Below are 20,998 nucleotides of genomic sequence, written 5' to 3'. Positions count from 1 at the left end.
CGAAAGGAAACACCATGACCGCATTCCCCGAGGGCACTATCCTCGGCTACCCCCGCATCGGCCGTCGCCGCGAGCTCAAGAAGGCCGTCGAGGCGTTCTGGGCCGGCCGCATCGACGAGCAGGAGCTGGAGCGGACGGCCGCGGAACTGCGCGCGGCGACCCGCGAGCGCCTGGCGGGGCTCGGCCTCGGCCGCACGGACTCGTCCATCCCGGAGTCCTTCTCCTTCTACGACCAGGTCCTCGACGCCGCCGTCACGGTCGGCGCGATCCCTGCCCGCTTCGACGACCTCCGCGAGGCCGACGGGTCGATCGGCCTCTCCGCCCTGTTCACCGTCGCCCGGGGCGAGGGCGAGCGGGCGCCGCTGGAGATGACGAAGTGGTTCGACTCGAACTACCACTACCTCGTGCCGGAGATCGGTCCGGAGACGGTGTTCTCCCTCGCCAGCGACCGCCTGGTGCGCGAGGTCGCCGAGGCCGTCGCCGCCGGCTTCGTCACGCGTCCCGTGGTCGTCGGACCGGTCACGCTGCTGGCGCTCGCGAAGGCGTCGGACGACGCGCCGGAGGGCTTCGAGCCGCTCTCGCGGCTGGAGGACGTCCTGCCGGTCTACGTCGATCTGCTCGCCCGTCTGCGCGCCGCGGGCGCCGAGTGGGTGCAGCTCGACGAGCCCGCCCTCGTGAGCGAGTCGCTGCCGGCGACGACCGCGCAGCTCGCGTCCGCCGCGGAGCGCGCGCTCGCGGTGCTCGGGAACGCCGAAGAGCGGCCCTCGATCCTCGTCGCGGCCCCGTACGCGAGCCTCGGCGCGACGTTCGCGACCGTGGCCGCCGCCCCCGTCGAGGCCATCGCCGTGGATCTCGTGCGCGGCACCGTGCCCGACGCGGTGCCGGGTCTCGAGGGCAAGACCCTCGTCGGCGGTGTGATCGACGGTCACAACATCTGGCGTGGCGACCTCTCCGCGGCGTTCGACTCTCTGGAGGCGCTCCGTGCGCTCGGGGCCCCGGTGGCGGCATCGACCTCGACCTCGCTGCTGCACGTGCCGCACGACGTGGAGGACGAGACGGCGCTCGACGAGCGCCTCGTCTCCTGGCTCGCGTTCGCGGATCAGAAGGTGCAGCAGGTCGTGACCCTCGCCCGCGGCCTGTCCGAAGGCCGCACGGCGATCGGGGCCGAGCTGGACGCCGCGACCGCTGCGCTGCAGGACCGCCTGACCGCTCCCGGTGTGCGCGACGGTGCGGTGCGTTCCCGTGCGCTGAGCGACGCCGACTTCGCCCGTGCCCCGTACCAGGAGCGGGAGGAGGCGCAGAACGCCCTCGGCCTGCCGGCGCTGCCCCTGACGACGATCGGCTCCTTCCCGCAGACCGGCGACATCCGCCGCGCCCGGGCCCAGTTCCTCCGCGGCGAGATCCCCGAGGACGACTACGAGGAGTTCCTGCGCCGTGAGGTCGCCGCAGTCGTCTCCCTGCAGGAGGACCTCGGTCTCGACGTCCTCGTGCACGGTGAGCCGGAGCGCAACGACATGGTGCAGTATTTCGCGGAGAACCTCGACGGCTTCGCGGTCACGCAGCACGGATGGGTGCAGTCGTACGGCTCGCGAGCCACGCGCCCATCGATCCTCTGGGGAGACGTCTCGCGTCCTGCGCCCATCACGGTCGGCTGGTCGGCGTACGCGCAGTCGCTCACGGCGAAGCACATGAAGGGGATGCTCACGGGCCCCGTCACGATCCTCGCGTGGTCCTTCGTCCGCGACGACCAGCCGCTGGGGGAGACGGCGAACCAGGTGGCGCTCGCGCTCCGCGACGAGATCGCCGATCTGGAGGCCGCGGGCATCCAGGTGATCCAGGTCGACGAGCCGGCGCTCCGGGAGCTGCTCCCGCTGAAGCAGGCCGACCAGCCGGCGTACCTCGACTGGTCCGTCGCCTCGTTCCGTCTGGCCACGGGCGGCGCTGCGGCGGCGACCCAGGTGCACACCCACCTCTGTTACTCGGAGTTCGGCGTCGTGATCGACGCGATCCGTGCGCTCGACGCGGACGTCACGTCCATCGAGGCGGCCCGGAGCCGCATGGAGGTCGTCGCGGACATCGCCGAGGTGGGCTTCGACCACGGCATCGGCCCCGGCGTGTACGACATCCACTCGCCGCGCGTGCCCACCGTGGAGGAGGTCGAGTCCCTGCTGCGGCGTGCGGTGGAGGAGATCCCCCTCCGTCAGCTCTGGGTGAACCCGGACTGCGGTCTGAAGACCCGCGGATACGCCGAGACCACGGCGTCGCTGCGGAACATCGTCGAGGCCACGCGGCGCGTGCGCGAGGACGTGGTGGTCACCGCCTGACGCGGTCGTCCCCGGACACACGAAGGCCCTCCCGGTGCGCCCGGGAGGGCCTTCGTTCTCGTCTCACCGACGATGCGGGGACTCAGACGGCGCGCATGACCGCGACGACCTTGCCGAGCACGACCGCCTCGTCGCCCAGGATCGGCTCGAAGGCAGAGTTGCGGGGAAGCAGCCACGTGTGGCCGTCGCGACGACGGAGCACCTTGACGGTGGCCTCGCCGTCGAGCATGGCAGCCACGATCTCGCCGTTCTCCGCCGTGTTCTGCGAGCGCACGACGACCCAGTCGCCGTCGCAGATGGCGGCGTCGATCATCGACTCCCCGGAGACCTTGAGCATGAACAGGTCGCCCTTGCCGACGAGCTGCCGGGGGAGCGGGAAGATCTCCTCGACCTGCTGGTCCGCCGTGATCGGCACGCCCGCCGCGATACGCCCCACCAGCGGGACCAGGGCGGCATCGCCCACGGGGGTCGCCACGTCCGCCGGGTTCTCCGCGCCCGTGCCGGGAAGGTCGATGAGGACCTCCATGGCACGTGTCTTGCCCGGGTCGCGACGCAGGTAGCCGCTGAGCTCGAGCTGACCGAGCTGGTGGGTGACGCTGGACAGCGACTTGAGCCCGACGGCGTCGCCGATCTCGCGCATGCTCGGCGGATAGCCGTTCTGCGCGATCGAGGCCTGGATGACCTCGAGGATCGCCATCTGCTTCGGGCTGAGGCTCTTGCGACGGCGGGTGCGCGGCGCCTCGGACTCGAGGGCTGAGGTGTCGCTCATGGTGCTCCTTCACTGCGTGATCCGACGTGCCGCTTCGAATGTCGGTGGCCCGTGGTGGGGTGTCCTTATCGAAACCGTATCCGAGAAAAGCGCCGATCTGGAAGATCTGTTCGAGCGTGTCGGCTGATTCGCGGAGCGTGGTTTCGAAGACAGCTTGACAGATGTTCGAACTCGAAGATATCTTCGGAACGTAGCTTCGCATCCACGGCTCCCGGCCGAGGCGCGGATGCGAAAGCTACGCCAACCTCCCCGGGCTCCGGCGCCGGGACAGTAAGGAGCAGACATGAGCAGCATCAGCCTCAGCACCGCGACCGCCCTCCCGGCATCGGCCCGTCCGGCCACCCGGCTGCGGATCACGGCACGCGGCCGTCGCACTCTGCTCGCGCTCGCGTCGGTCCCGCTCGCGGCGGGCATCGCCGTCGCCGCCCTCAGCGGAGGCAGCGCGACCGCCTCCGGCGCGGATGCGCCGGCCGTCTCCGTCGAGACCGTCACGGTCATGCCCGGCGACACCCTCTGGTCGATCGCGAGCAGCATCGCTCCCGAGGCCGACCCGCGGGATGTCATCGGTGAGATCACCCGCATGAACCTGCTGCGCGGCGGGGAGCTCCAGGTCGGCCAGGAGCTCGCACTGCCGGCGCGGTACACCGACTGACGCCGAGTCCTCCCGGCCGAATCGTCACGATGAGCTCGGCTCTCCCTGCTCCTCTTAAGATGGGAAGGGTGACCTTCTCCCTCAACGATCTCCCGCTCCGCGACGATCTGCGCGGACTCACCCCGTACGGAGCGCCGCAGGCCCCGCTGCCGGTGGCGCTGAACGTCAACGAGAACACGCATCCGGTTCCCGACGAGGTCGCGAGCGACATCCTCGATGACATCGCCGTGGCGATCCGAGACGTGAACCGGTACCCGGACCGCGAGTTCACGACGCTGCGGGAGGCGTTCGCCGACTACCTGGGTCACGGCCTCACGCCGGAGCAGATCTGGGCGGGCAACGGGTCCAACGAGGTGCTGCAGCACATCTTCCAGGCGTTCGGCGGGCCGGGACGCACGGCCTTCGGATTCGCGCCCACGTACTCCATGTACCCGCTCATCGCGAAGGGGACGGGCGCGTCCTGGATCGCGGGCACCCGTCAGCCCGACTACACGGTCACCCCGGAGGAGGCGGCGCAGCAGGTGCGCGCGGCCGACCCCGACATCGTGATCCTCTGCTCGCCGAACAACCCGACCGGCACCCCGCTGGGGCTCGACGTCGTGGAGGCCGTCTACGAGGCGGCCCGCGGCGTCGTGATCGTCGACGAGGCCTACCAGGAGTTCGCGCCACGGGATGCGGCGTCGGCCCTCACCCTCCTGGAAGGACGGCCGCGCCTCGCCGTCTCCCGAACGATGAGCAAGGCCTTCGCCTTCGCCGGCGCCCGCGTCGGCTACCTCGCGGCCGACCCGGCGTTCATCGACGCGCTCCGGCTCGTGCGACTGCCGTACCACCTCAGCGCTCTGACGCAGGCCGCCGCGGTCGCCGCCCTCCGCAACGCCGACGTCATGCTCGGCATGGTGCAGGAGATCGTGGAGCAGCGGGACCGCATCACGGCGACGCTCGAAGCCCTCGGGTACACCCCGCACCTCTCGTGGTCCAACTTCGTGCTGTTCGGCGGCGTCGCGGATCCGCAGGCGACGTGGCAGCAGCTGTACGACCGCGGTGTGCTCGTCCGCGACGTCGGCATCCCCGGCCACCTGCGGGTGAGCGCCGGCACGGAGGCGGAGACGACGGCGTTCCTGGACGCCCTGGCCTCGATAGGATCGGCATCATGACCATCCCCGCGCCCACCGCACGCACCGCGAGCCGCGTGCGCAGCACGTCGGAGTCCACCGTCGAGGTCGAGCTGAACCTCGACGGCACCGGTGCGAGCCGCATCGACACCTCGGTGCCGTTCTTCGACCACATGCTCACGGCGTTCGCCAAGCACTCGCTGACGGATCTCACCGTGCGGGCCTCCGGGGACACCCACATCGACGCGCACCACACCGTGGAGGACGTCTCGATCGTGCTCGGCCAGGCGATCCTGGCCGCCCTCGGAGACAAGTCCGGCATCTCCCGGTACGGCGACGCCCTCGTCCCCCTGGACGAGGCGCTCGCGCAGGCGGTCGTCGACATCTCCGGCCGCCCCTACCTCGTGCACGAGGGGGAGCCCGCGGGCTTCGAGCACCACCTGATCGGCGGGCACTTCACGGGATCCCTCGTGCGGCACGTCTTCGAGGCCATCACCTTCAACGCCGCGCTGACCGTGCACGTGCGGGTGCTGAGCGGGCGCGACCCGCACCACATCGCCGAGGCCGAGTTCAAGGCGTTCGCGCGAGCGTTCCGCCAGGCGAAGGCCCTGGATCCTCTCGTCGACGGCATCCCGTCGACCAAGGGGGCGCTGTGAGCGCCGCGCCGCGGGTCGCCGTCTTCGACTACGAGTCCGGGAACGTCCACTCCGCTGTGAAGGCGCTCGTCGCCGCGGGAGCCGATGCCGTGCTGACCCGCGACCGCACCGAGGCGCTGGAGGCCGACGGGTTCGTCGTGCCCGGTGTCGGCGCCTTCCAGGCTGTGCGGGACGCCCTGCACGCCCACGGCGGCGACGAGATCATCGGCCGTCGTCTCGCGGGGGGCCGACCGGTACTCGGCATCTGCGTCGGCATGCAGGTGCTGTTCGAGCACGGCGTCGAGCGGGGGCACGACACCGCGGGCCTCGGCGAGTGGCCGGGTGCTGTGACGGAGCTCGACGCCCCGGTCCTGCCGCACATGGGCTGGAACACGGTGGAGCCGGGGGAGGACACCGTCCTGTTCCGCGGCATCGAGCAGGAGCGCTTCTACTTCGTGCACTCCTATGCCGCGCAGTCCTGGGAGCTCGACGTGATCCCGCCGTTCCCGCAGCCCGTGCTCACGTGGGCGACCTACGGCGGCCCCTTCCTCGCGGCCGTCGAGAACGGCCCGCTCTCGGCGACGCAGTTCCACCCGGAGAAGTCCGGGGACGCCGGCATCCAGCTGCTCCGGAACTGGGTGCAGAGCCTCTGACCCCCAGCCGCGTCGGCGCCCGGCGTCACGCGGTTTGTCCCGCGCCCCCCGGCGGACTACCCTCGTCTCTCGTGCCCGCTCGGGCCGCAGACCCACCCGAACCAAGGACCCCATGAACGACTTCGCGCAGTCCCCCTCGCTCACGCTCCTTCCCGCGGTCGATGTCGCCGGCGGCAAGGCGGTCCGTCTCACGCAGGGGGAGGCCGGGACCGAGACGAGCTACGGCGACCCGCTCGACGCGGCAGGGGAGTGGGTGTCGCAGGGGGCCTCCTGGATCCACCTCGTCGACCTCGACGCGGCGTTCGGACGCGGCAGCAACGCGCCGATCCTGCGCAAGGTCATCAAGCAGTTCAAGAACGTCAACGTCGAGCTCTCCGGCGGCATCCGGGACGACGCGAGCCTGGAGGCCGCTCTGGAGAGCGGCGCCGCCCGCATCAACCTCGGCACGGCCGCTCTGGAGAACCCCGAGTGGGCGGCCGACGTGATCAGCCGCTTCGGCGAGGCGATCGCCGTCGGCCTCGACGTCCGCGGCACGACCCTCGCGGCGCGCGGCTGGACGAAGGAGGGCGGCGACCTGTGGGAGGTGCTCGAGCGCCTCGAGGACGCCGGCTGCAGCCGTTACGTCGTCACCGACGTGACCAAGGACGGCACGCTGCGCGGCCCGAACCTGGAACTCCTGCGCGAGGTGACCTCGCGCACGCCGAAGCCGGTCGTCGCGTCCGGCGGCATCTCGAACCTCGACGACATCGCCGCGCTGCGCGACCTCGTGCCCCTGGGCGTCGAGGGCGCCATCGTCGGGAAGGCTCTGTACGCGGGCGCCTTCACGCTCGCGGAGGCCCTGGATGTCGCCGGAGACTGATCCGCACGCCGGCGGTCCGGAGTCGCACAACCGGGCCGATTCCGCCGGCGTCCCCTGGGAGGGGCGCAGCTTCGAGTCGAATCCGCACGCGGCCGACGACGGCTCGGCGGACCCCGCTCTGCTCGCCGCGCTGCATCGCTTCCGTGCGGGCGAGGGGAGTCAGGCCGAGGTCGTCGACGCGTTCCGCTCCGCCCGGGTGCTCGTGCCCCTGATCGCGGAGAAGGGCGAGGAGGGCGTGGCGCCCAGCGGTCTCGCGGTGGACAAGACGCAGGAGCTCTCGATCGTCACCGTGGCCGCGCCGGACGGGCGCCGCGTCCAGCCGGTGTTCTCGTCGGTCGAGACGATGCAGCGCTGGGACCCGTCGGCCCGCCCCATCCCGGTCGAGGCCGTTCGCGCGGCCCTGGCCGCGTCGTCGGAGGACACCGATCTCATCGTGCTGGACCCCACGTCCGACACCGAGTTCCTGATCCGCCGCCCCGCCGTCTGGGCCGTGGCGCAGGGGCACGCCTGGGAGCCGAGCTTCCTCTCTCCCGAGGTCGTCACCGCCCTCCGGGAGAGCATCGCCCACGAGCTCGCCGTGATCGACGTCTCCGTGGCGCCGGGTGACCCGGACGCGCGCCTCCGCGGACCGGAGCTCATCGTGGTCCTGGAGCTCGTCGACGGCCTGGAGCGAGAGGTCCTGGATGCCGTGCTCGCGCGGCTCGCTCAGCGCTGGGCGGCGGACGACCGGATCGCCGTCCTCGCCGACTCGCTGACGGTCAAGCTCCGCCGCAGCATCTGAGGCGGAGCGTCGGCCGGATCAGGTGACGGGACCGGTCCACTTCTCGCCCGGCCCCTTGCCGATCGGGTCGGGGATCGTCGAGGCCTCGCGGAAGGCGAGCTGCAGCGACCGGAGGCCGTCCCGCAGCGACCGGGCGTGCATATCGCTGATCTCCGGGGCGCCGGCGGTGATGAGCCCCGCGAGGGCATTGATGAGCTTGCGCGCCTCGTCCAGGTCGAGCTGGGCCGCGGCGTCCGGGTCGTCCGCGAGGCCGAGCTTCACGGCCGCCGCGCTCATGAGGTGCACGGCGGCGGTGGTGATCACCTCGACGGCCGGGACGTCGGCGATGTCACGGACGGCCGAGGAGGCTGCCTCTTCCTGCCGAGCCCATCGCTCCTCGCGCTCGCGGGCCGCCTCGTCCGATGCCTGGTTCGTCACTTCGCCTTGCTTTCTGTTAGACTTTGGCGGGCTCCGGAGCGTCGTGCTCCGGAACGAAAGAGGATTCACTTCCCACCCGCGCTTGCCGTTCCAGGCTACCGGGTCTTGCACTCCGCCGGCTCCGCTCGTCACGAGAGGACCGGTAGACAGGGTGCGGAGCCGGCGTCTGAGAGCCGGCGGGTGGGGGACGACTCCGATTTCGCCCGGGATGCAGACAGCATCGCGGTGGCCGAATCACATCGTCTAAGGAGCTCCGCATCAGCGATCCCCGTACCAATGAGCGCATTCGCGTCCCCGAGGTCCGCCTCGTCGGCCCCGCGGGTGAGCAGATCGGCGTTGTCCGCATCGAGGCAGCGCTGCGTCTCGCACAGGAAGCCGATCTCGACCTCGTCGAGGTCGCCCCGAACTCGAAGCCGCCCGTCGTCAAGATCATGGACTACGGCAAGTTCAAGTACGAGGCCGCGCAGAAGGAAAAGGAAGCGCGTCGCAACCAGGCGAACACGATCCTCAAGGAAGTCCGCTTCCGTCTGAAGATCGAGGCGCACGACTACACGACGAAGCTCAAGCGCGCCGAGGGCTTCCTCAAGGCCGGCGACAAGGTCAAGGCCATGATCCTCTTCCGCGGTCGCGAGCAGTCGCGCCCGGAGCAGGGTGTCCGTCTGCTGCGCAAGTTCGCCGAGGACGTCGCCGAGTTCGGCACGGTCGAGTCGAACCCGACCATCGACGGCCGCAACATGGTGATGGTCGTCGCGCCGCACAAGAGCAAGTCCGAGGCGAAGCAGGAGCAGAACGCCGTGCGCGCCGCGAACAAGCAGGCCGCGCGCGACGCGAAGAACGACGCGGACGCCTCCGCGGACGCCAAGGCGGAGTAGGTCCGCCCCCAGAACTCCCGCACCGCGGGTTGACACCGTCGCCTGAGAAGGCGCCATACGAAGGAAGAGAAGATGCCGAAGCAGAAGACCCACTCGGGTGCTAAGAAGCGCTTCAAGATCACCGGCAGCGGCAAGCTGAAGAAGCAGCAGGCCGGGATGCGCCACAACCTCGAGCACAAGTCGAGCCGTCGCACCCGTCGTCTGAACCAGGACCAGGTGCTCGCGAAGGCGGACTTCAAGGTCGCGAAGAAGCTTCTCGGTCGCTGACGCGCCCGATCGCAGGATAGGAACACAGGAAAATGGCAAGAGTCAAGCGGGCGGTCAACGCCCACAAGAAGCGTCGGGTCATCCTCGAGCGCGCCTCCGGCTACCGCGGTCAGCGTTCGCGCCTCTACCGGAAGGCCAAGGAGCAGGTCATCCACTCCCTGGTCTACTCGTACCGGGACCGCCGCAAGCGCAAGGGCGACTTCCGTCGTCTGTGGATCCAGCGCATCAACGCTGCGGCCCGCCAGAACGGCATGACGTACAACCGCTTCATCCAGGGGCTGGGCCTCGCGGGTGTCACGGTCGACCGTCGCATGCTCGCCGATCTCGCGGTGAACGACGCCGCGACGTTCGCGACGCTGGTCGAGACGGCGAAGAAGGCTCTGCCTTCCGACGTCAACGCGCCCAAGTCCGCGGCGTAAGCATCTCGCTTCCGAACGGGCGTCTTCCTCCGGGAAGGCGCCCGTTCCGCGTATCCGGACGGTGTCGGGCTGACCGTAGACTGAGTTCGTGCTGGAGAACCCCCGTTCCCCCCGAGTCCGTGCCGTCGCCAAGCTGACCAAGCGCAGCGCCCGCACCGAGACCGGTCTTTTCCTGCTGGAAGGTCCGCAGTCCGTCCGCGAGGCGCTGACGTACCGCCCGGAGGCGATCGTCGAGCTCTTCGCGACCCCGCACGGCTGGGAGAAGCACGCGGACATCCGCGCGAAGGCGGCGGACGCCGACGTCGAGGTGGAGTACGTGAGCGAGGACGTGCTCAACGCGATGGCCGACACGGTGACGCCCCAGGGACTCGTCGCGGTGGTCCGCCAGACGCCGACCTCGGTCCGCGAGATCTTCGACGGCACGCCGCGCCTCATCGCGATCTGCGAGGAGGTGCGCGACCCCGGCAACCTGGGCACGATCATCCGCGCGGCGGACGCGGCGGGCGCCGACGCGGTGGTGCTGACCGGCCGCACCGTCGACCCGTACAACCCCAAGGTGGTTCGGGCGACGACCGGCTCGCTCTTCCACCTCCCGGTCTCGGTGGGCGGCGAGCTCGACGAGGTCGTCCGGCGGGCGCACGAGGCGGGAATGCAGATCCTCGCGGCGGACGTGAAGGGGGACGACCTCCTCGCCGCACGCGCCGACGGCGTCCTCGGCGAGCCGACCGCGTGGCTGTTCGGCAACGAGGCGCGCGGACTCGAGGACGAGGCTCTGACCAGGGCCGACCGGGTGCTCCGGCTGCCGATCTTCGGGCGTGCGGAGTCGCTGAACCTGGCCACCGCGGCGAGCGTGTGCCTGTACGAGAGCGCGTTCGCCCAACGTGCGGCTCCGGCCGGCTGAGCGTGAGGCGGGGCGCGGGGAGATGAGGATTCTGATCGTCGAGGACGACGAGCGGGTGGCGGGGGCCTTGCAGGCCTTCCTCGCGCGCTCGGGCTATGCCACCGTGCACGCGGCCGATGGGAACGCGGCGCTGGAACACCTCGATGCCGACACCGAGGTCGTGCTGCTCGATCTCGGGCTGCCGGATGTCGACGGCATCGACCTCTGCCGCCGCATCCGCGGGCGCTCCGACGTGCCTATCGTCATCGTCACCGCGCGCAACCAGGTCGCCGAGCGCATCAAGGGACTGCGCGCCGGCGCCGACGACTTCGTGGTGAAGCCCTACGACGTGCACGAGCTCCTGGCGCGGATCGAGGCGGTCACCCGGCGATCGCGGCCGCTGCGGACGGAGCCGGACACCCGCGTGCTGCTGCATGGCGGCGCGGTGCAGATCGACCTCGTCGCGCGGGAGGTGCAGGTCGGCGGGGTGCCGCTGGCGCTCACCCGCAAGGAGTTCGACATCGTGGGCGTGCTCGCGCGGTATCCGGGTGTCGCGGTGCCGAAGGAGCGCCTCATCCGCGAGGTCTGGAACACCGACTGGCGCGGCTTCGCCCACTCGCTGGAAGTGCATGTGGCGGCCATCCGGAAGAAGAGCGGCGACCGCGCGTTCATCGAGACCGTGCGCGGCGTCGGCTACCGGCTCGCGGGGTCCTGACACGTGCGCCGCCGCCTGACCGTCGTCTTCCTCGTGCCGCTGATCGTGGTGCTCGTCGCTCTCGGCGGCGTGACCGGGTGGAGCGCGGCTCGCAGCGTCCAGCAGTCGTTCTACGCCGAGCAGCTCGGCGACCTCGGGTACTTCGCGACGAGCGCCCGACAGGCGCTGCGCTCCGGGAGTCCGGCGGTGATGGACGCCGAGGTCCGCCGCTTCCAGGAGGTCTACGGGATCGAGGTGACCGTGTTCGATCTCACCGGCAGCCCGTGGGCGGCGGGGGATCACGGCGACACGGTCCTGTCGGAGGGGGATGCGCAGCGGGTGCGGCTGGCGCTCTCCGGACGCCGCGCCGAGCAGCCGACCTCTTCCGCCTGGATCGTGTCCGATGCGGCGCTCGTGGAGCCGGTGTTCGACGACGGCGACGTGATCGGCGCCGTGCTCGTGACCGGAGGCACCCAGACGCCGCAGACCGTCATCCTCCGGCAGACGCTCGTGCTCGGCCTCATCGTCGTGCTGCTGTGCGCGCTCGGCATCCTCCTGGTCGCCGGGCTGGCCCGTTGGGTGCTCTCCCCGGTGCGCCGCCTCGACGAGACGATGGCGGCGATCGAGCGGGGGGAGATGGACGCGAGGGTGGCCGAGGGCACCGGGCCGCCCGAGCTGCGGCGCATGACGCGGGTGTTCAACGGCATGGCCGACGAGATCGAGCGCGTCATGACCCGCCAGCAGGAGTTCGCGCTGAACGCCTCGCACGAGTTGCGGAATCCGCTCAACGCGCTGCTGCTGCGCGTCGAGCACCTCGCGACGGGTCTGGGACGCGGGTGGGACCACGACGTGGAGGAGACCAGGGAGGAGGGCCGGCGGATGACCCGCATCCTGGAGACCCTCCTCGGGCTCGCCCGCGGCGGTCGCACCGACTCCACCATGTCGGCGGTCGATCTCGCCGCCGTCGCCGGCCGCCGGGTCGAGGCCTGGCAGGAGGTGGCGGCGCAGCGGGCCATCGTGCTGCGCCGGACGGGGGAGTCGTCGGTCATGACGATCACCGACCGCACCATCGTGGAGAGTGCGCTCGACGCCGCGATCGACAACGCGGTGAAGTACTCGCCGGAGGGCTCATCCATCGAGGTCGGCGCGCAGCGCGCGGGTGACGAATGCCGTCTCACCGTGCGCGACCACGGCCCCGGACTGTCGCCGGAGGATGCGTCGGCGGCGGCCGATCGCTTCTGGCGGAGCGCGGACAGCGGCGACATGCCGGGGACCGGGCTCGGGCTGGCGATCGCGACCGACCTCCTCGCGACGGTCGGGGGCGAGCTGCGGGTGCAGGGGGCCGACGGCGGCGGGCTCCTCGTGGCCCTCGTCCTCCCGACGGAGGCGGCGGGATGAGCGCGTGCGGGCGGCGTGTCGTCGCCGGCATGCTCGCGCTGGTCACCGCCGTCGGGCTGAGCGCGTGCAGCCCGCGCTCCGCGGACTGGACGGACACCGTCGCCGTGCTCGCCGCCGGCAGCCCCACCGGTGTCTACCACGACTACGGCAGCCACCTCGCGGCCGAGCTGTCGCGTGAGCTCGACGTCGACCTCACGGCGGAGGTGACGGCGGGATCGGTGGACAACCTGTTGCGCGTGAGCGCGGGGGACGCCCTCCTCGGCTTCGCGCAGGGTGATGCGGCGGCGGATGCGGTGGCGGGGACGGGCACCTTCACCGAGGCCTTGGACGTGCAGGCGATCGCCCGTCTCTACGACGAGTACCTGCAGATCGTCGTGCGCGACGACTCGGCCCTGGACGACCTGGCCGACCTCTCCGGGCGGAGGATCTCCCTCGGAGCCGAGAACTCGGGGGTGAACGTCATCGCCACCCGGGTGCTCCACGCTGCCGGCGTCGCCGCCGACGCGATCGACGATCCGCAGCTCGACCTCGGCGGATCCATCGCCGCCATGGAGCGCGGCGAGATCGACGGCTTCTTCTGGGTGGGCGGGCTGCCGACGCCCGGAATCGCGGACCTCGCGGAGACCGTGGACGTGCGCCTGCTCCCGGTCGAGCAGGACTGGGTGAACGCGGTCAACGAGCGGTACTCCCACGCGTACCGGCCCGCCGACGTGCCTGCGGGCACCTACGGACTCGACGTCTCCGTGACGACGATGGCGGTGCCGAACTACCTCGTCACCGCCGGCAGCACCCCGCCCGGCGTCGTCCACGATCTCGTCGCGGGCCTGTTCGCGGCGCGTACCGCGCTCGCGGCCGATGTGCCGGCGGCGGCGCTGCTGGACCGCCGGTCGGCGATCTTCACCGGACCGGTGCCCCTGCACCCCGGCGCGGAGCAGTACTACCGCGATCTGCGCCGGTGACCGGCGCCCCCTCAAGAAATCCTCAAGATCCCTGACAGCCGTGCGCCGGCTCTGCCAGGGTGAGGTCGATCGCACACGGTCGGACACCTGCTGCCTGCTGTCGCTGGGAGCGTGGCAGCAGGGCGATCCCGCGGCCCGAGGGGGCGGGCCGTGGGGTGCCCCTGCGAGGATGCATTGGCGCCGCGATCAGGTGATTACGAACGTGTAAACCTCACCGTGGTGCCTGGAACCGCGCGCATCGCGTGGCTAGTTTGGAGAAATGATGACCTCTGAAACCCCGCTCGTCGTCGTCGAGAACGTCCAGAAGCACTACGGCGAGTTCCAGGCGCTCAGCGACATCGACCTCACCGTCAACGCGGGGGAGGTCGTCGTCGTGATCGGCCCCTCCGGCTCGGGCAAGTCGACGCTCTGCCGTACGATCAACCGTCTGGAGACCATCACCAGCGGCTCGATCCGCATCGACGGCAAGGAGCTGCCCGCGGAGGGCAAGGCGCTCGCGCACCTGCGGGCCGACGTCGGCATGGTCTTCCAGTCCTTCAATCTCTTCGCGCACCTCACGATCCTCGAGAACGTGACGCTCGGCCCGATCAAGGTCCGCGGCCTGAAGAAGTCCGACGCCGAGGCGGAAGCCATGATGCTCCTCAAGCGCGTCGGCGTCGCGCAGCAGGCGAACAAGCTCCCCGCGCAGCTCTCCGGCGGCCAGCAGCAGCGCGTCGCGATCGCACGGGCCCTCGCCATGCAGCCGAAGGTCATGCTCTTCGACGAGCCGACCAGCGCGCTCGACCCGGAGATGATCAACGAGGTCCTCGACGTCATGGTCGAGCTCGCCCAGGAGGGCATGACGATGATCGTCGTCACCCACGAGATGGGCTTCGCCCGCAAGGCGGCCGATCGCGTCGTCTTCATGGCGGACGGCCGGATCGTCGAGGAGGCCAAGCCCGAGGAGTTCTTCACGAACCCGAAGAGCGACCGCGCCAAGGACTTCCTCTCGAAGCTCCTCACGCACTGACTTCCCAGACCCAGCACCCACAGCACAGCACACGAAGGAGACGCACATGCGACGCACACGGACACTGGCCGGATTCGGGATCGCCACGGTGGCGCTGCTCGCGCTCACGGCCTGCAACAGCGGCACGCCGTCGAGCACCGGCACGTCGGGCAGCGACGAGGGCGACGCCTCGAGCAGCACGCCCTGGACCGTCGAGGAGGACGTCACGATCGAGGGGAGCCCCACGTTCGACCGCATCTCCTCGTCGGGCACCGTCAAGGTGGGCGTCAAGGAGGACCAGCCCGGTCTCGGTTATCTCGACCCCGTGACGAACGAGCGCACCGGCTTCGACGTCGACATCGCCCGCTGGATGGCGGCGTCCCTCGGTGTCGACCCCGACAACATCGAGTTCCAGGCGATCGCCTCGGCGAACCGCGAGCAGGCCATCGTCAACGGTGACATCGACTACTACGTCGGCACCTACTCCATCACGGACAAGCGCAAGGAGCAGATCGCCTTCGCCGGTCCCTACTTCGTCACCGGTCAGGGTCTCCTCGTCGCCGCCGACAGCGACATCGCGAGCGTCGACGACCTGGACTCCTCGACTACGGTCTGCTCGGCGACGGGTTCGACGCCGATCCAGAACATCAAGGAGAACTACCCCGAGGTGAAGACGAAGGAGTACGACACGTACTCCAAGTGCGTCGAGGACCTCAAGAACGGTCAGGTCGACGCGGTCACCACCGACGAGGCCATCCTCATCGGCTACGCGGCGCAGGACCCCGACAACCTCAAGGTCGTCGGCGAGCCGTTCAGCGAGGAGCGCTACGGCATCGGTGTGGCGAAGGGCGACGACGCGCTCGTCGAGTACTTCAACACGCAGCTCACCGACGGTGGCGACATCTGGCAGCAGATCTTCGACAACAACCTCGGCGCCTCCGGTGTGAAGGCCGAGCAGCCCGAGGTCGACCCGGTCGGTTGATCTCTCCGGGGGCGGTCGGTCCGGCCGGCCGCCCCCGTCCTCCTCGGCGTCGACCTGACGCGGAAACGAACCGAAAGGCACAGCAGTGGGAGTGATCTCGGACCACCTCGACCTCTGGGGTGAAGCGCTGTGGGGAACCATCGCGCTGTTCCTCGGCGGTGGCCTCATCGCCGTGGTGCTCGGACTCATCGTCGGAGCGGCCCGCGTGTCCCCGGTCCCGATCGCGCGCGGCGTGGGCGCCGTGTACGTGAACTGGATCCGGAACACCCCGCTCACGCTGGTGATGTTCTTCTTCGCGTTCTGCCTTCCGATCCTGCTGGGGGAGCGGGTCAACTCCCTGCTGCTGGCCACGATCGCCCTCGGCATCTACACCGCCACGTACGTCGCGGAGGCGATCCGCGCCGGCATCAACACGGTGCCGGTCGGACAGGCGGAGGCGGCACGCGCCATCGGCCTCAACTTCGGCCAGGTCATGCGCTTCGTCGTTCTGCCCCAGGCCACGCGGTCCGTGGTCCCGCCGCTCATGAGCGTGCTGATCGCCCTCATGAAGAACACCACGGTGGCCGCCGGCTTCTCGGTGGTCAACCTCGGCACGATCCGGGCGGCACTCAGCGAGCGGGGCGAGAACGCCCTCGTCGTGCTGCTCTGGGTGATGGTCATCTTCGTCGTGCTCGTGCTGCTCCTGAGCTGGGTGCAGCGCGTGCTCGAGAACAAGTGGAGGATCGCGCGATGAGTTCCGTCCTGTTCGACGTCCCGGGCCCCCGCGCGGTCGCCCGCAACCGGATCATCGGTGCCGTCACGATCCTCGTCGTCCTCGCCGTGCTCGGCTGGGTGGTCTGGCGCCTGTACGCCACCGGCCAGTTCTCCGCGGAGAAGTGGAACATCTTCACGTACTCGGCGGTGTGGGTGCGATTCGGGGAGGGGCTGCTCAGCACGCTCTCCGCCTTCGCCGTCGCCGGTGTCGGCTCGTTGGTCCTCGGTTTCGTCCTCGGCATCGGCCGTCTCTCCGAGCACGCCTGGGTGCGGGAGCCGGTGCGGTGGATCATCGAGATCATGCGGGCGATCCCTGTCCTGATCCTCATGATGCTGCTGTACTACGGCCTCCCGGTCATCGGCATCCGGATGCCCCCGTACTACGCGGTGGTCATCGCGCTCATCGTCTACAACGGCTCCGTGCTCGCGGAGGTGCTCCGTGCCGGGATCGAGTCGCTGCCGCGCGGACAGAAGGAGGCCGGCTACGCGATCGGCCTGCGCAAGACCGGGGTCATGTACTTCATCCTCATCCCGCAGGCCGTCCGGGCGATGATGCCCGTGATCATCGCGCAGCTCGTGGTGGCCCTGAAGGACACCGCGCTCGGCTTCATCATCACGTACCAGGAGCTGCTGTACGTCATCAACCAGATCGGCAACCAGGCGCCCTACGGGTCGCCGCTGATCCCCGCCGCGATCGTCGGCGGCTCGATGTACGTCGCGGTCTGTCTGGTGCTTTCCTACATCGCCTACCGCCTGCAGCGTCGGGCGAAGCGCTCGGCCAAGGCCGGACCGGACGAGGCGGACCCTCGCCAGCACGACGGCGAGACAAACACGTCGCTCATCGTGGCGCAGCGCGGGCTGGGCAAGTTCGACGCCAACAGCTCCGGCGCTTCCGGCCTCTGAGCCGCTACCGGCGCGGGGCGCCCGTCCCGCGCCGGTAGACTCGACTCCCGTGTCAGAGTCTCCGGAAATCACCCCCGAAGCGGTCGAAGCCGCTGTCGCCGACGCCCTCGCGGCGATCGACGCGGCCGCCGACACCGCCGCGCTGAAAGCCGCCCGTGCGGCGCACGTCGCGGAGGGATCGCCGCTCGCGGTCCTGAACGCCTCGATGCGCCAGGTCGCCCCCGAGAACAAGGCCGCGTTCGGCAAGCTCGTCGGCCAGGGCCGCGGTCGTGTGAACCAGGCGCTCGCGGCGAAGGAGGCCGAGCTGGCCGCCGCCGAGGTCGCTGCGCGCCTGGAGGCCGAGCGCGTCGACATCACCGCCGTCCCGTCGCGGACGCGTGTGGGCGCCCGGCACCCGCTCGCTCTCCTGCAGGACCACGTCGAGGACATCTTCGTCGGCATGGGGTGGGAGATCGCGGAGGGGCCGGAGCTCGAGCACGAGTGGTTCAACTTCGACGCGCTGAACTTCGACGTCGACCACCCCGCCCGCCAGGAGCAGGACACCTTCTACGTCGACCCGACCTCGCGCCACCTCGTCATGCGCACGCACACGAGCCCGGTGCAGGTGCGGTCGATGCTGAACCGCGAGGTTCCCATCTACGTGCTGTGTCCGGGCCGCGTGTACCGCACCGACGAGTTCGACGCCACGCACCTCCCCGTCTTCACGCAGTTCGAGGGCCTGGTCGTCGACAAGGGCATCACGATGGCGCACCTCAAGGGCACGCTCGACCACTTCGCGAAGCAGCTCTTCGGCCCGGAGGCCAAGACCCGCTTCCGCACGAACTACTTCCCCTTCACCGAGCCCTCCGCCGAGCTCGACCTGTGGCACCCGACCTTCAAGGGCGGCGCGCGCTGGATCGAGTGGGGCGGCTGCGGCATGGTCAACCCGAACGTGCTGCGCGCGGCCGGGATCGACCCCGAGGTGTACAGCGGCTTCGCGTTCGGCATGGGCATCGAGCGGGGCCTGATGTTCCGCAGCGATGTGCAGGACATGCGCGACATGGCCGAGGGCGATGTCCGTTTCAGCGAGCAGTACGGGATGGTGGTGTGATGCGCGTCCCGCTTTCGTGGCTGCGTGAGTACGTCGATCTGGCAGCGGATGCCACGCCCGAGGACGTCCTCGCGGCGCTGGTGACCGTCGGCTTCGAAGAGGAGGACGTGCACCGCTTCGACATCACGGGTCCCGTGGTGGTCGGCCAGGTCGTCTCGCTCGAGCCGGAGCCCCAGTCGAACGGCAAGACGATCAACTGGTGCCAGGTCGATGTCGGCCCCGAGCATGGCGGCGTCCGCGGGATCGTCTGCGGCGCGCACAACTTCGTCGTCGGGGACAAGGTCGTCGTGACCCTGCCCGGCGCCGTGCTTCCCGGTCCGTTCCCGATCGCCGCCCGCAAGACCTACGGTCACGTCTCCGACGGCATGATCGCCTCCGCGCGCGAGCTGGGTCTCGGCGACGAGCACAACGGCATCGTCGTGCTGAGCGACCTCGGCATCGATGCGCCCGTGGGCACGGACGCGATCGCGCTGCTGGGCCTCGACGACGTCGCGGTGGAGATCAACGTCACGCCGGACCGCGGCTACGCGTTCTCGGTGCGCGGCGTCGCCCGTGAGTACTCCCACGCCACGGGGGCGGCCTTCCGCGACCCCGCCGAGCGCGACTTCGCCGAGCTGCAGCCCGGTTCCGGACACACGGCCGTGGTCGACGACCAGGCGCCGGTGCGCGGCAAGGTCGGCGCGAGCGAGTTCGTCACCCGGGTCGTGCGCGACGTCGATCCGTCGCGACCCACCCCGCCGTGGATGATCGCGCGCCTGAGCCTCGCGGGCATGCGGTCGCTGGGTGTGCTCATCGACATCACGAACTACGTCATGCTCGAGCTCGGGCAGCCGCTGCACGGCTACGACCTCGACAAGCTCACGGGCGGCATCACCGTCCGGCGCGCGACGCCGGGGGAGAAGATGACCACGCTCGACGGCGTAGAGCGGAAGCTGCACGTCGAAGACCTCCTCATCACCGACGACTCCGGCCCCATCGGCCTCGCCGGTGTCATGGGCGGCGGCACCACCGAGATGAGCGACACCACGCGGAACGTGCTCATCGAGGCGGCGACCTTCGACGCGACGACCATCGCCCGCACGGCCCGCCGGCACAAGCTCCCGAGCGAGGCGTCCAAGCGCTTCGAGCGCGGCGTCGACCCGCTGATCCCGTTCGTCGCAGCCCGACGCGCGGCCGACCTCATGGTCGAGCTCGCCGGTGGCACGCTCACGGAGGAAGGTGGCGCGCTCTTCGCCGAGGTCTTCGTCGCCGAGATCGAGCTCCCGCGCGGTTTCGTGCAGGGACTGATCGGCGTCGACTACACCGACGACGAGATCACCGGGGCGCTCACGACGATCGGGGCGGAGGTCAGCCCTTCGACAGGCTCAGGGACCCAGGCGGACGGCTCAGGGACCCAGGACGGCGAAGGGACCCCGGGCGGGTGGACAGTCATCCCGCCGACCTGGCGCCCGGACCTCACCGACAAGTGGACGCTCGCCGAGGAGGTCGCCCGCATCCACGGGCTCGACCGCATCCCCGCGGTGCTGCCGACGCCGCCGTCCGGCCGCGGCCTCACGGCCCACCAGCAGGGGCGTCGCCGCGTGGCGAACGCTCTCGCAGCCGCCGGGTTCGTGGAGACTCCGGCGTTCCCGTTCACGACCGAGGCGCAGAACGATCTGCACGGCTCCGCGTCCGGTGAGCACCTGCCCAGCATCCGCCTCGCGAACCCGCTCGACGGGCAGGTGCCGTTCCTGCGGCGCTCGCTCATCCCGGGTCTGCTGCAGACCGCGCACCGCAACATCTCGCGCGGGCTCACGGATCTCGCGCTGTTCGAGACCGGGGCCGTGTTCGTCCCGGAGCCCGGCGTGGAGTACGGCACCGCCGAGGTCCCGCCGCTGGGTGTCCGGCCGTCGGATGAGGTGCTCGCCGAGCTCGACGCCTCCATCCCCCCGCAGGAGCGCCACGTCGCGGTGCTGCTGACCGGCAATGTGTCGCCGCGTCAGCCGGGGCGTGCCGCCGAGGCCGCCGGGCTCGTCGAGGCGCTCGACGCGGTCCGCGTGATCGGGGCCGCCGCGGGCATCGAGATCGACGTCGTGCAGACGCAGCGCGCCGCGCTCCATCCCGGACGCACCGGTGCGCTGGTCGCCGCCGGCGAGGAGATCGGCTATGTCGGCGAGCTGCATCCCGCCGTCGCGGAGGAGGCCGACCTGCCCGGCCGCGCCACCGTACTGGAACTCGACCTCGACCGGCTGCTCACGCTCGCCGGAGGACGCATTGTTGCGGCGTCGCTGTCCACGTTCCCGGCCGCGACGCAGGACGTCTCGCTCACGCTGCCGGCCGAGGTGCCGGCGGGCGAGGTCCGCGCGGCTCTCATCGAGGGCGCCGGCGCGCTGCTGGAGTCGGTCCGGCTCGTGGACGACTACCGCGGCGAGGGCGTGCCCGAGGGATCGAAGTCGCTGACGTTCGCCCTGCGCTTCCGGGCCGACGACCGCACGCTGACCGCCGCGGAGGCCTCCGAGGCGAAGATGGCGGGCGTCGCCGTCGCCGCGGAGCGCTTCGGCGCCGCCCTCCGCGACTGATCGGGAGAGCGCACGGCCCCTTTCCGGGGAGCC

Annotated in this window: 22 protein-coding genes; 20 read left to right on the top strand and 2 right to left on the bottom strand. The window is 70.6% G+C overall.

The window, feature by feature from the left end; all coding sequences use genetic code 11:
- The first annotated feature begins 14 nt into the window (after positions 1–14).
- Complete coding sequence (metE, locus tag BV453_RS03140; protein WP_249520861.1) at positions 15–2,324, top strand: 5-methyltetrahydropteroyltriglutamate--homocysteine S-methyltransferase; 2,310 nt, start codon at positions 15–17, stop codon at positions 2,322–2,324.
- Positions 2,325–2,406: 82 nt separating this feature from the next.
- On the opposite strand, the gene lexA is transcribed toward metE, so the two are convergent.
- Complete coding sequence (gene lexA / locus BV453_RS03135; RefSeq protein ID WP_025105289.1) at positions 2,407–3,093, bottom strand: transcriptional repressor LexA; 687 nt, start codon at positions 3,091–3,093, stop codon at positions 2,407–2,409.
- A 283-nt stretch (positions 3,094–3,376) separates the two neighbouring features.
- Here lexA and BV453_RS03130 point away from each other — a divergent pair, with 283 nt between their 5' ends.
- From BV453_RS03130 to BV453_RS03105, 6 genes are all read left to right on the top strand, one after another.
- The gene (locus BV453_RS03130) at positions 3,377–3,745 is read left to right on the top strand and encodes a LysM peptidoglycan-binding domain-containing protein (RefSeq protein ID WP_249520860.1); all 369 of its coding nucleotides are present in this window, start codon (positions 3,377–3,379) and stop codon (positions 3,743–3,745) included.
- Between the two features lie 59 nt (positions 3,746–3,804).
- A complete protein-coding gene (locus BV453_RS03125; RefSeq protein ID WP_172400031.1) occupies positions 3,805–4,899 on the top strand; it encodes a histidinol-phosphate transaminase in 1,095 nt (364 codons plus the stop codon).
- Complete coding sequence (gene hisB, locus BV453_RS03120; RefSeq protein ID WP_025105286.1) at positions 4,896–5,513, top strand: imidazoleglycerol-phosphate dehydratase HisB; 618 nt, start codon at positions 4,896–4,898, stop codon at positions 5,511–5,513. The genes BV453_RS03125 and hisB overlap by 4 nt, the downstream gene beginning before the upstream one ends.
- A complete protein-coding gene (hisH, locus tag BV453_RS03115; RefSeq protein ID WP_085603532.1) occupies positions 5,510–6,145 on the top strand; it encodes an imidazole glycerol phosphate synthase subunit HisH in 636 nt (211 codons plus the stop codon). Before hisB ends, hisH begins: the two co-directional genes overlap by 4 nt.
- Positions 6,146–6,257: 112 nt before the next feature.
- Entirely contained in the window at positions 6,258–7,004 is a 747-nt protein-coding gene (gene priA / locus BV453_RS03110; RefSeq protein WP_025105284.1) for a bifunctional 1-(5-phosphoribosyl)-5-((5-phosphoribosylamino)methylideneamino)imidazole-4-carboxamide isomerase/phosphoribosylanthranilate isomerase PriA, read from the top strand.
- Positions 6,988–7,785: an SseB family protein gene (locus BV453_RS03105; protein WP_249520859.1), complete on the top strand. Its 798-nt coding sequence runs from the start codon at positions 6,988–6,990 to the stop codon at positions 7,783–7,785. The genes priA and BV453_RS03105 overlap by 17 nt, the downstream gene beginning before the upstream one ends.
- A gap of 18 nt (positions 7,786–7,803) precedes the next feature.
- On the opposite strand, the gene BV453_RS03100 is transcribed toward BV453_RS03105, so the two are convergent.
- The gene (locus BV453_RS03100; RefSeq protein ID WP_025105282.1) at positions 7,804–8,202 is read right to left on the bottom strand and encodes a DUF1844 domain-containing protein; all 399 of its coding nucleotides are present in this window, start codon (positions 8,200–8,202) and stop codon (positions 7,804–7,806) included.
- A gap of 257 nt (positions 8,203–8,459) precedes the next feature.
- On the opposite strand from BV453_RS03100, the gene infC reads away from it, so the two are divergent.
- From infC to pheT, 13 genes are all read left to right on the top strand, one after another.
- Positions 8,460–9,074, top strand: a complete 615-nt coding sequence (gene infC / locus BV453_RS03095) for a translation initiation factor IF-3 (protein WP_102209100.1) — start codon at positions 8,460–8,462, stop codon at positions 9,072–9,074.
- Between the two features lie 72 nt (positions 9,075–9,146).
- Positions 9,147–9,341 carry a 50S ribosomal protein L35 gene (gene rpmI / locus BV453_RS03090; RefSeq protein ID WP_025105280.1) on the top strand — a complete coding sequence of 65 codons (195 nt, stop codon included), beginning with the start codon at positions 9,147–9,149 and terminating at the stop codon, positions 9,339–9,341.
- Positions 9,342–9,373: 32 nt separating this feature from the next.
- Positions 9,374–9,760: a 50S ribosomal protein L20 gene (rplT, locus tag BV453_RS03085; protein WP_025105279.1), complete on the top strand. Its 387-nt coding sequence runs from the start codon at positions 9,374–9,376 to the stop codon at positions 9,758–9,760.
- An 88-nt stretch (positions 9,761–9,848) separates the two neighbouring features.
- Positions 9,849–10,661, top strand: coding sequence for an RNA methyltransferase (locus BV453_RS03080; RefSeq protein ID WP_062764629.1), 813 nt, complete (start codon positions 9,849–9,851; stop codon positions 10,659–10,661).
- A gap of 22 nt (positions 10,662–10,683) precedes the next feature.
- On the top strand, positions 10,684–11,355 hold the full coding sequence (locus BV453_RS03075) for a response regulator transcription factor (RefSeq protein ID WP_249520858.1): 672 nt from the start codon (positions 10,684–10,686) through the stop codon (positions 11,353–11,355).
- Between the two features lie 3 nt (positions 11,356–11,358).
- Positions 11,359–12,732, top strand: a complete 1,374-nt coding sequence (locus BV453_RS03070; RefSeq protein ID WP_249520857.1) for an ATP-binding protein — start codon at positions 11,359–11,361, stop codon at positions 12,730–12,732.
- A complete protein-coding gene (locus BV453_RS03065) occupies positions 12,729–13,691 on the top strand; it encodes a TAXI family TRAP transporter solute-binding subunit (RefSeq protein WP_249520856.1) in 963 nt (320 codons plus the stop codon). The genes BV453_RS03070 and BV453_RS03065 overlap by 4 nt, the downstream gene beginning before the upstream one ends.
- A gap of 262 nt (positions 13,692–13,953) precedes the next feature.
- Positions 13,954–14,700 (top strand): amino acid ABC transporter ATP-binding protein, encoded by a 747-nt coding sequence (locus BV453_RS03060; RefSeq protein WP_025105274.1) that lies wholly within the window; start codon positions 13,954–13,956, stop codon positions 14,698–14,700.
- A 46-nt stretch (positions 14,701–14,746) separates the two neighbouring features.
- Positions 14,747–15,661 carry a glutamate ABC transporter substrate-binding protein gene (locus BV453_RS03055; RefSeq protein ID WP_249520855.1) on the top strand — a complete coding sequence of 305 codons (915 nt, stop codon included), beginning with the start codon at positions 14,747–14,749 and terminating at the stop codon, positions 15,659–15,661.
- 85 nt (positions 15,662–15,746) lie between these two features.
- Positions 15,747–16,394, top strand: coding sequence for an amino acid ABC transporter permease (locus BV453_RS03050; protein ID WP_062636670.1), 648 nt, complete (start codon positions 15,747–15,749; stop codon positions 16,392–16,394).
- Positions 16,391–17,317, top strand: coding sequence for an amino acid ABC transporter permease (locus BV453_RS03045; RefSeq protein ID WP_025105271.1), 927 nt, complete (start codon positions 16,391–16,393; stop codon positions 17,315–17,317). Before BV453_RS03050 ends, BV453_RS03045 begins: the two co-directional genes overlap by 4 nt.
- A gap of 49 nt (positions 17,318–17,366) precedes the next feature.
- Positions 17,367–18,407: a phenylalanine--tRNA ligase subunit alpha gene (gene pheS, locus BV453_RS03040; protein ID WP_025105270.1), complete on the top strand. Its 1,041-nt coding sequence runs from the start codon at positions 17,367–17,369 to the stop codon at positions 18,405–18,407.
- The gene (gene pheT, locus BV453_RS03035; protein WP_249520854.1) at positions 18,407–20,965 is read left to right on the top strand and encodes a phenylalanine--tRNA ligase subunit beta; all 2,559 of its coding nucleotides are present in this window, start codon (positions 18,407–18,409) and stop codon (positions 20,963–20,965) included. The genes pheS and pheT overlap by 1 nt, the downstream gene beginning before the upstream one ends.
- Positions 20,966–20,998 lie beyond the last annotated feature (33 nt).

This window comes from Microbacterium sp. ER1, assembly GCF_023383675.1.
Classification (GTDB): Bacteria; Actinomycetota; Actinomycetes; order Actinomycetales; family Microbacteriaceae; genus Microbacterium.
Note: the sequence above shows the minus strand (reverse complement) of the source record. Positions and strands in the feature narration are given on the sequence as shown.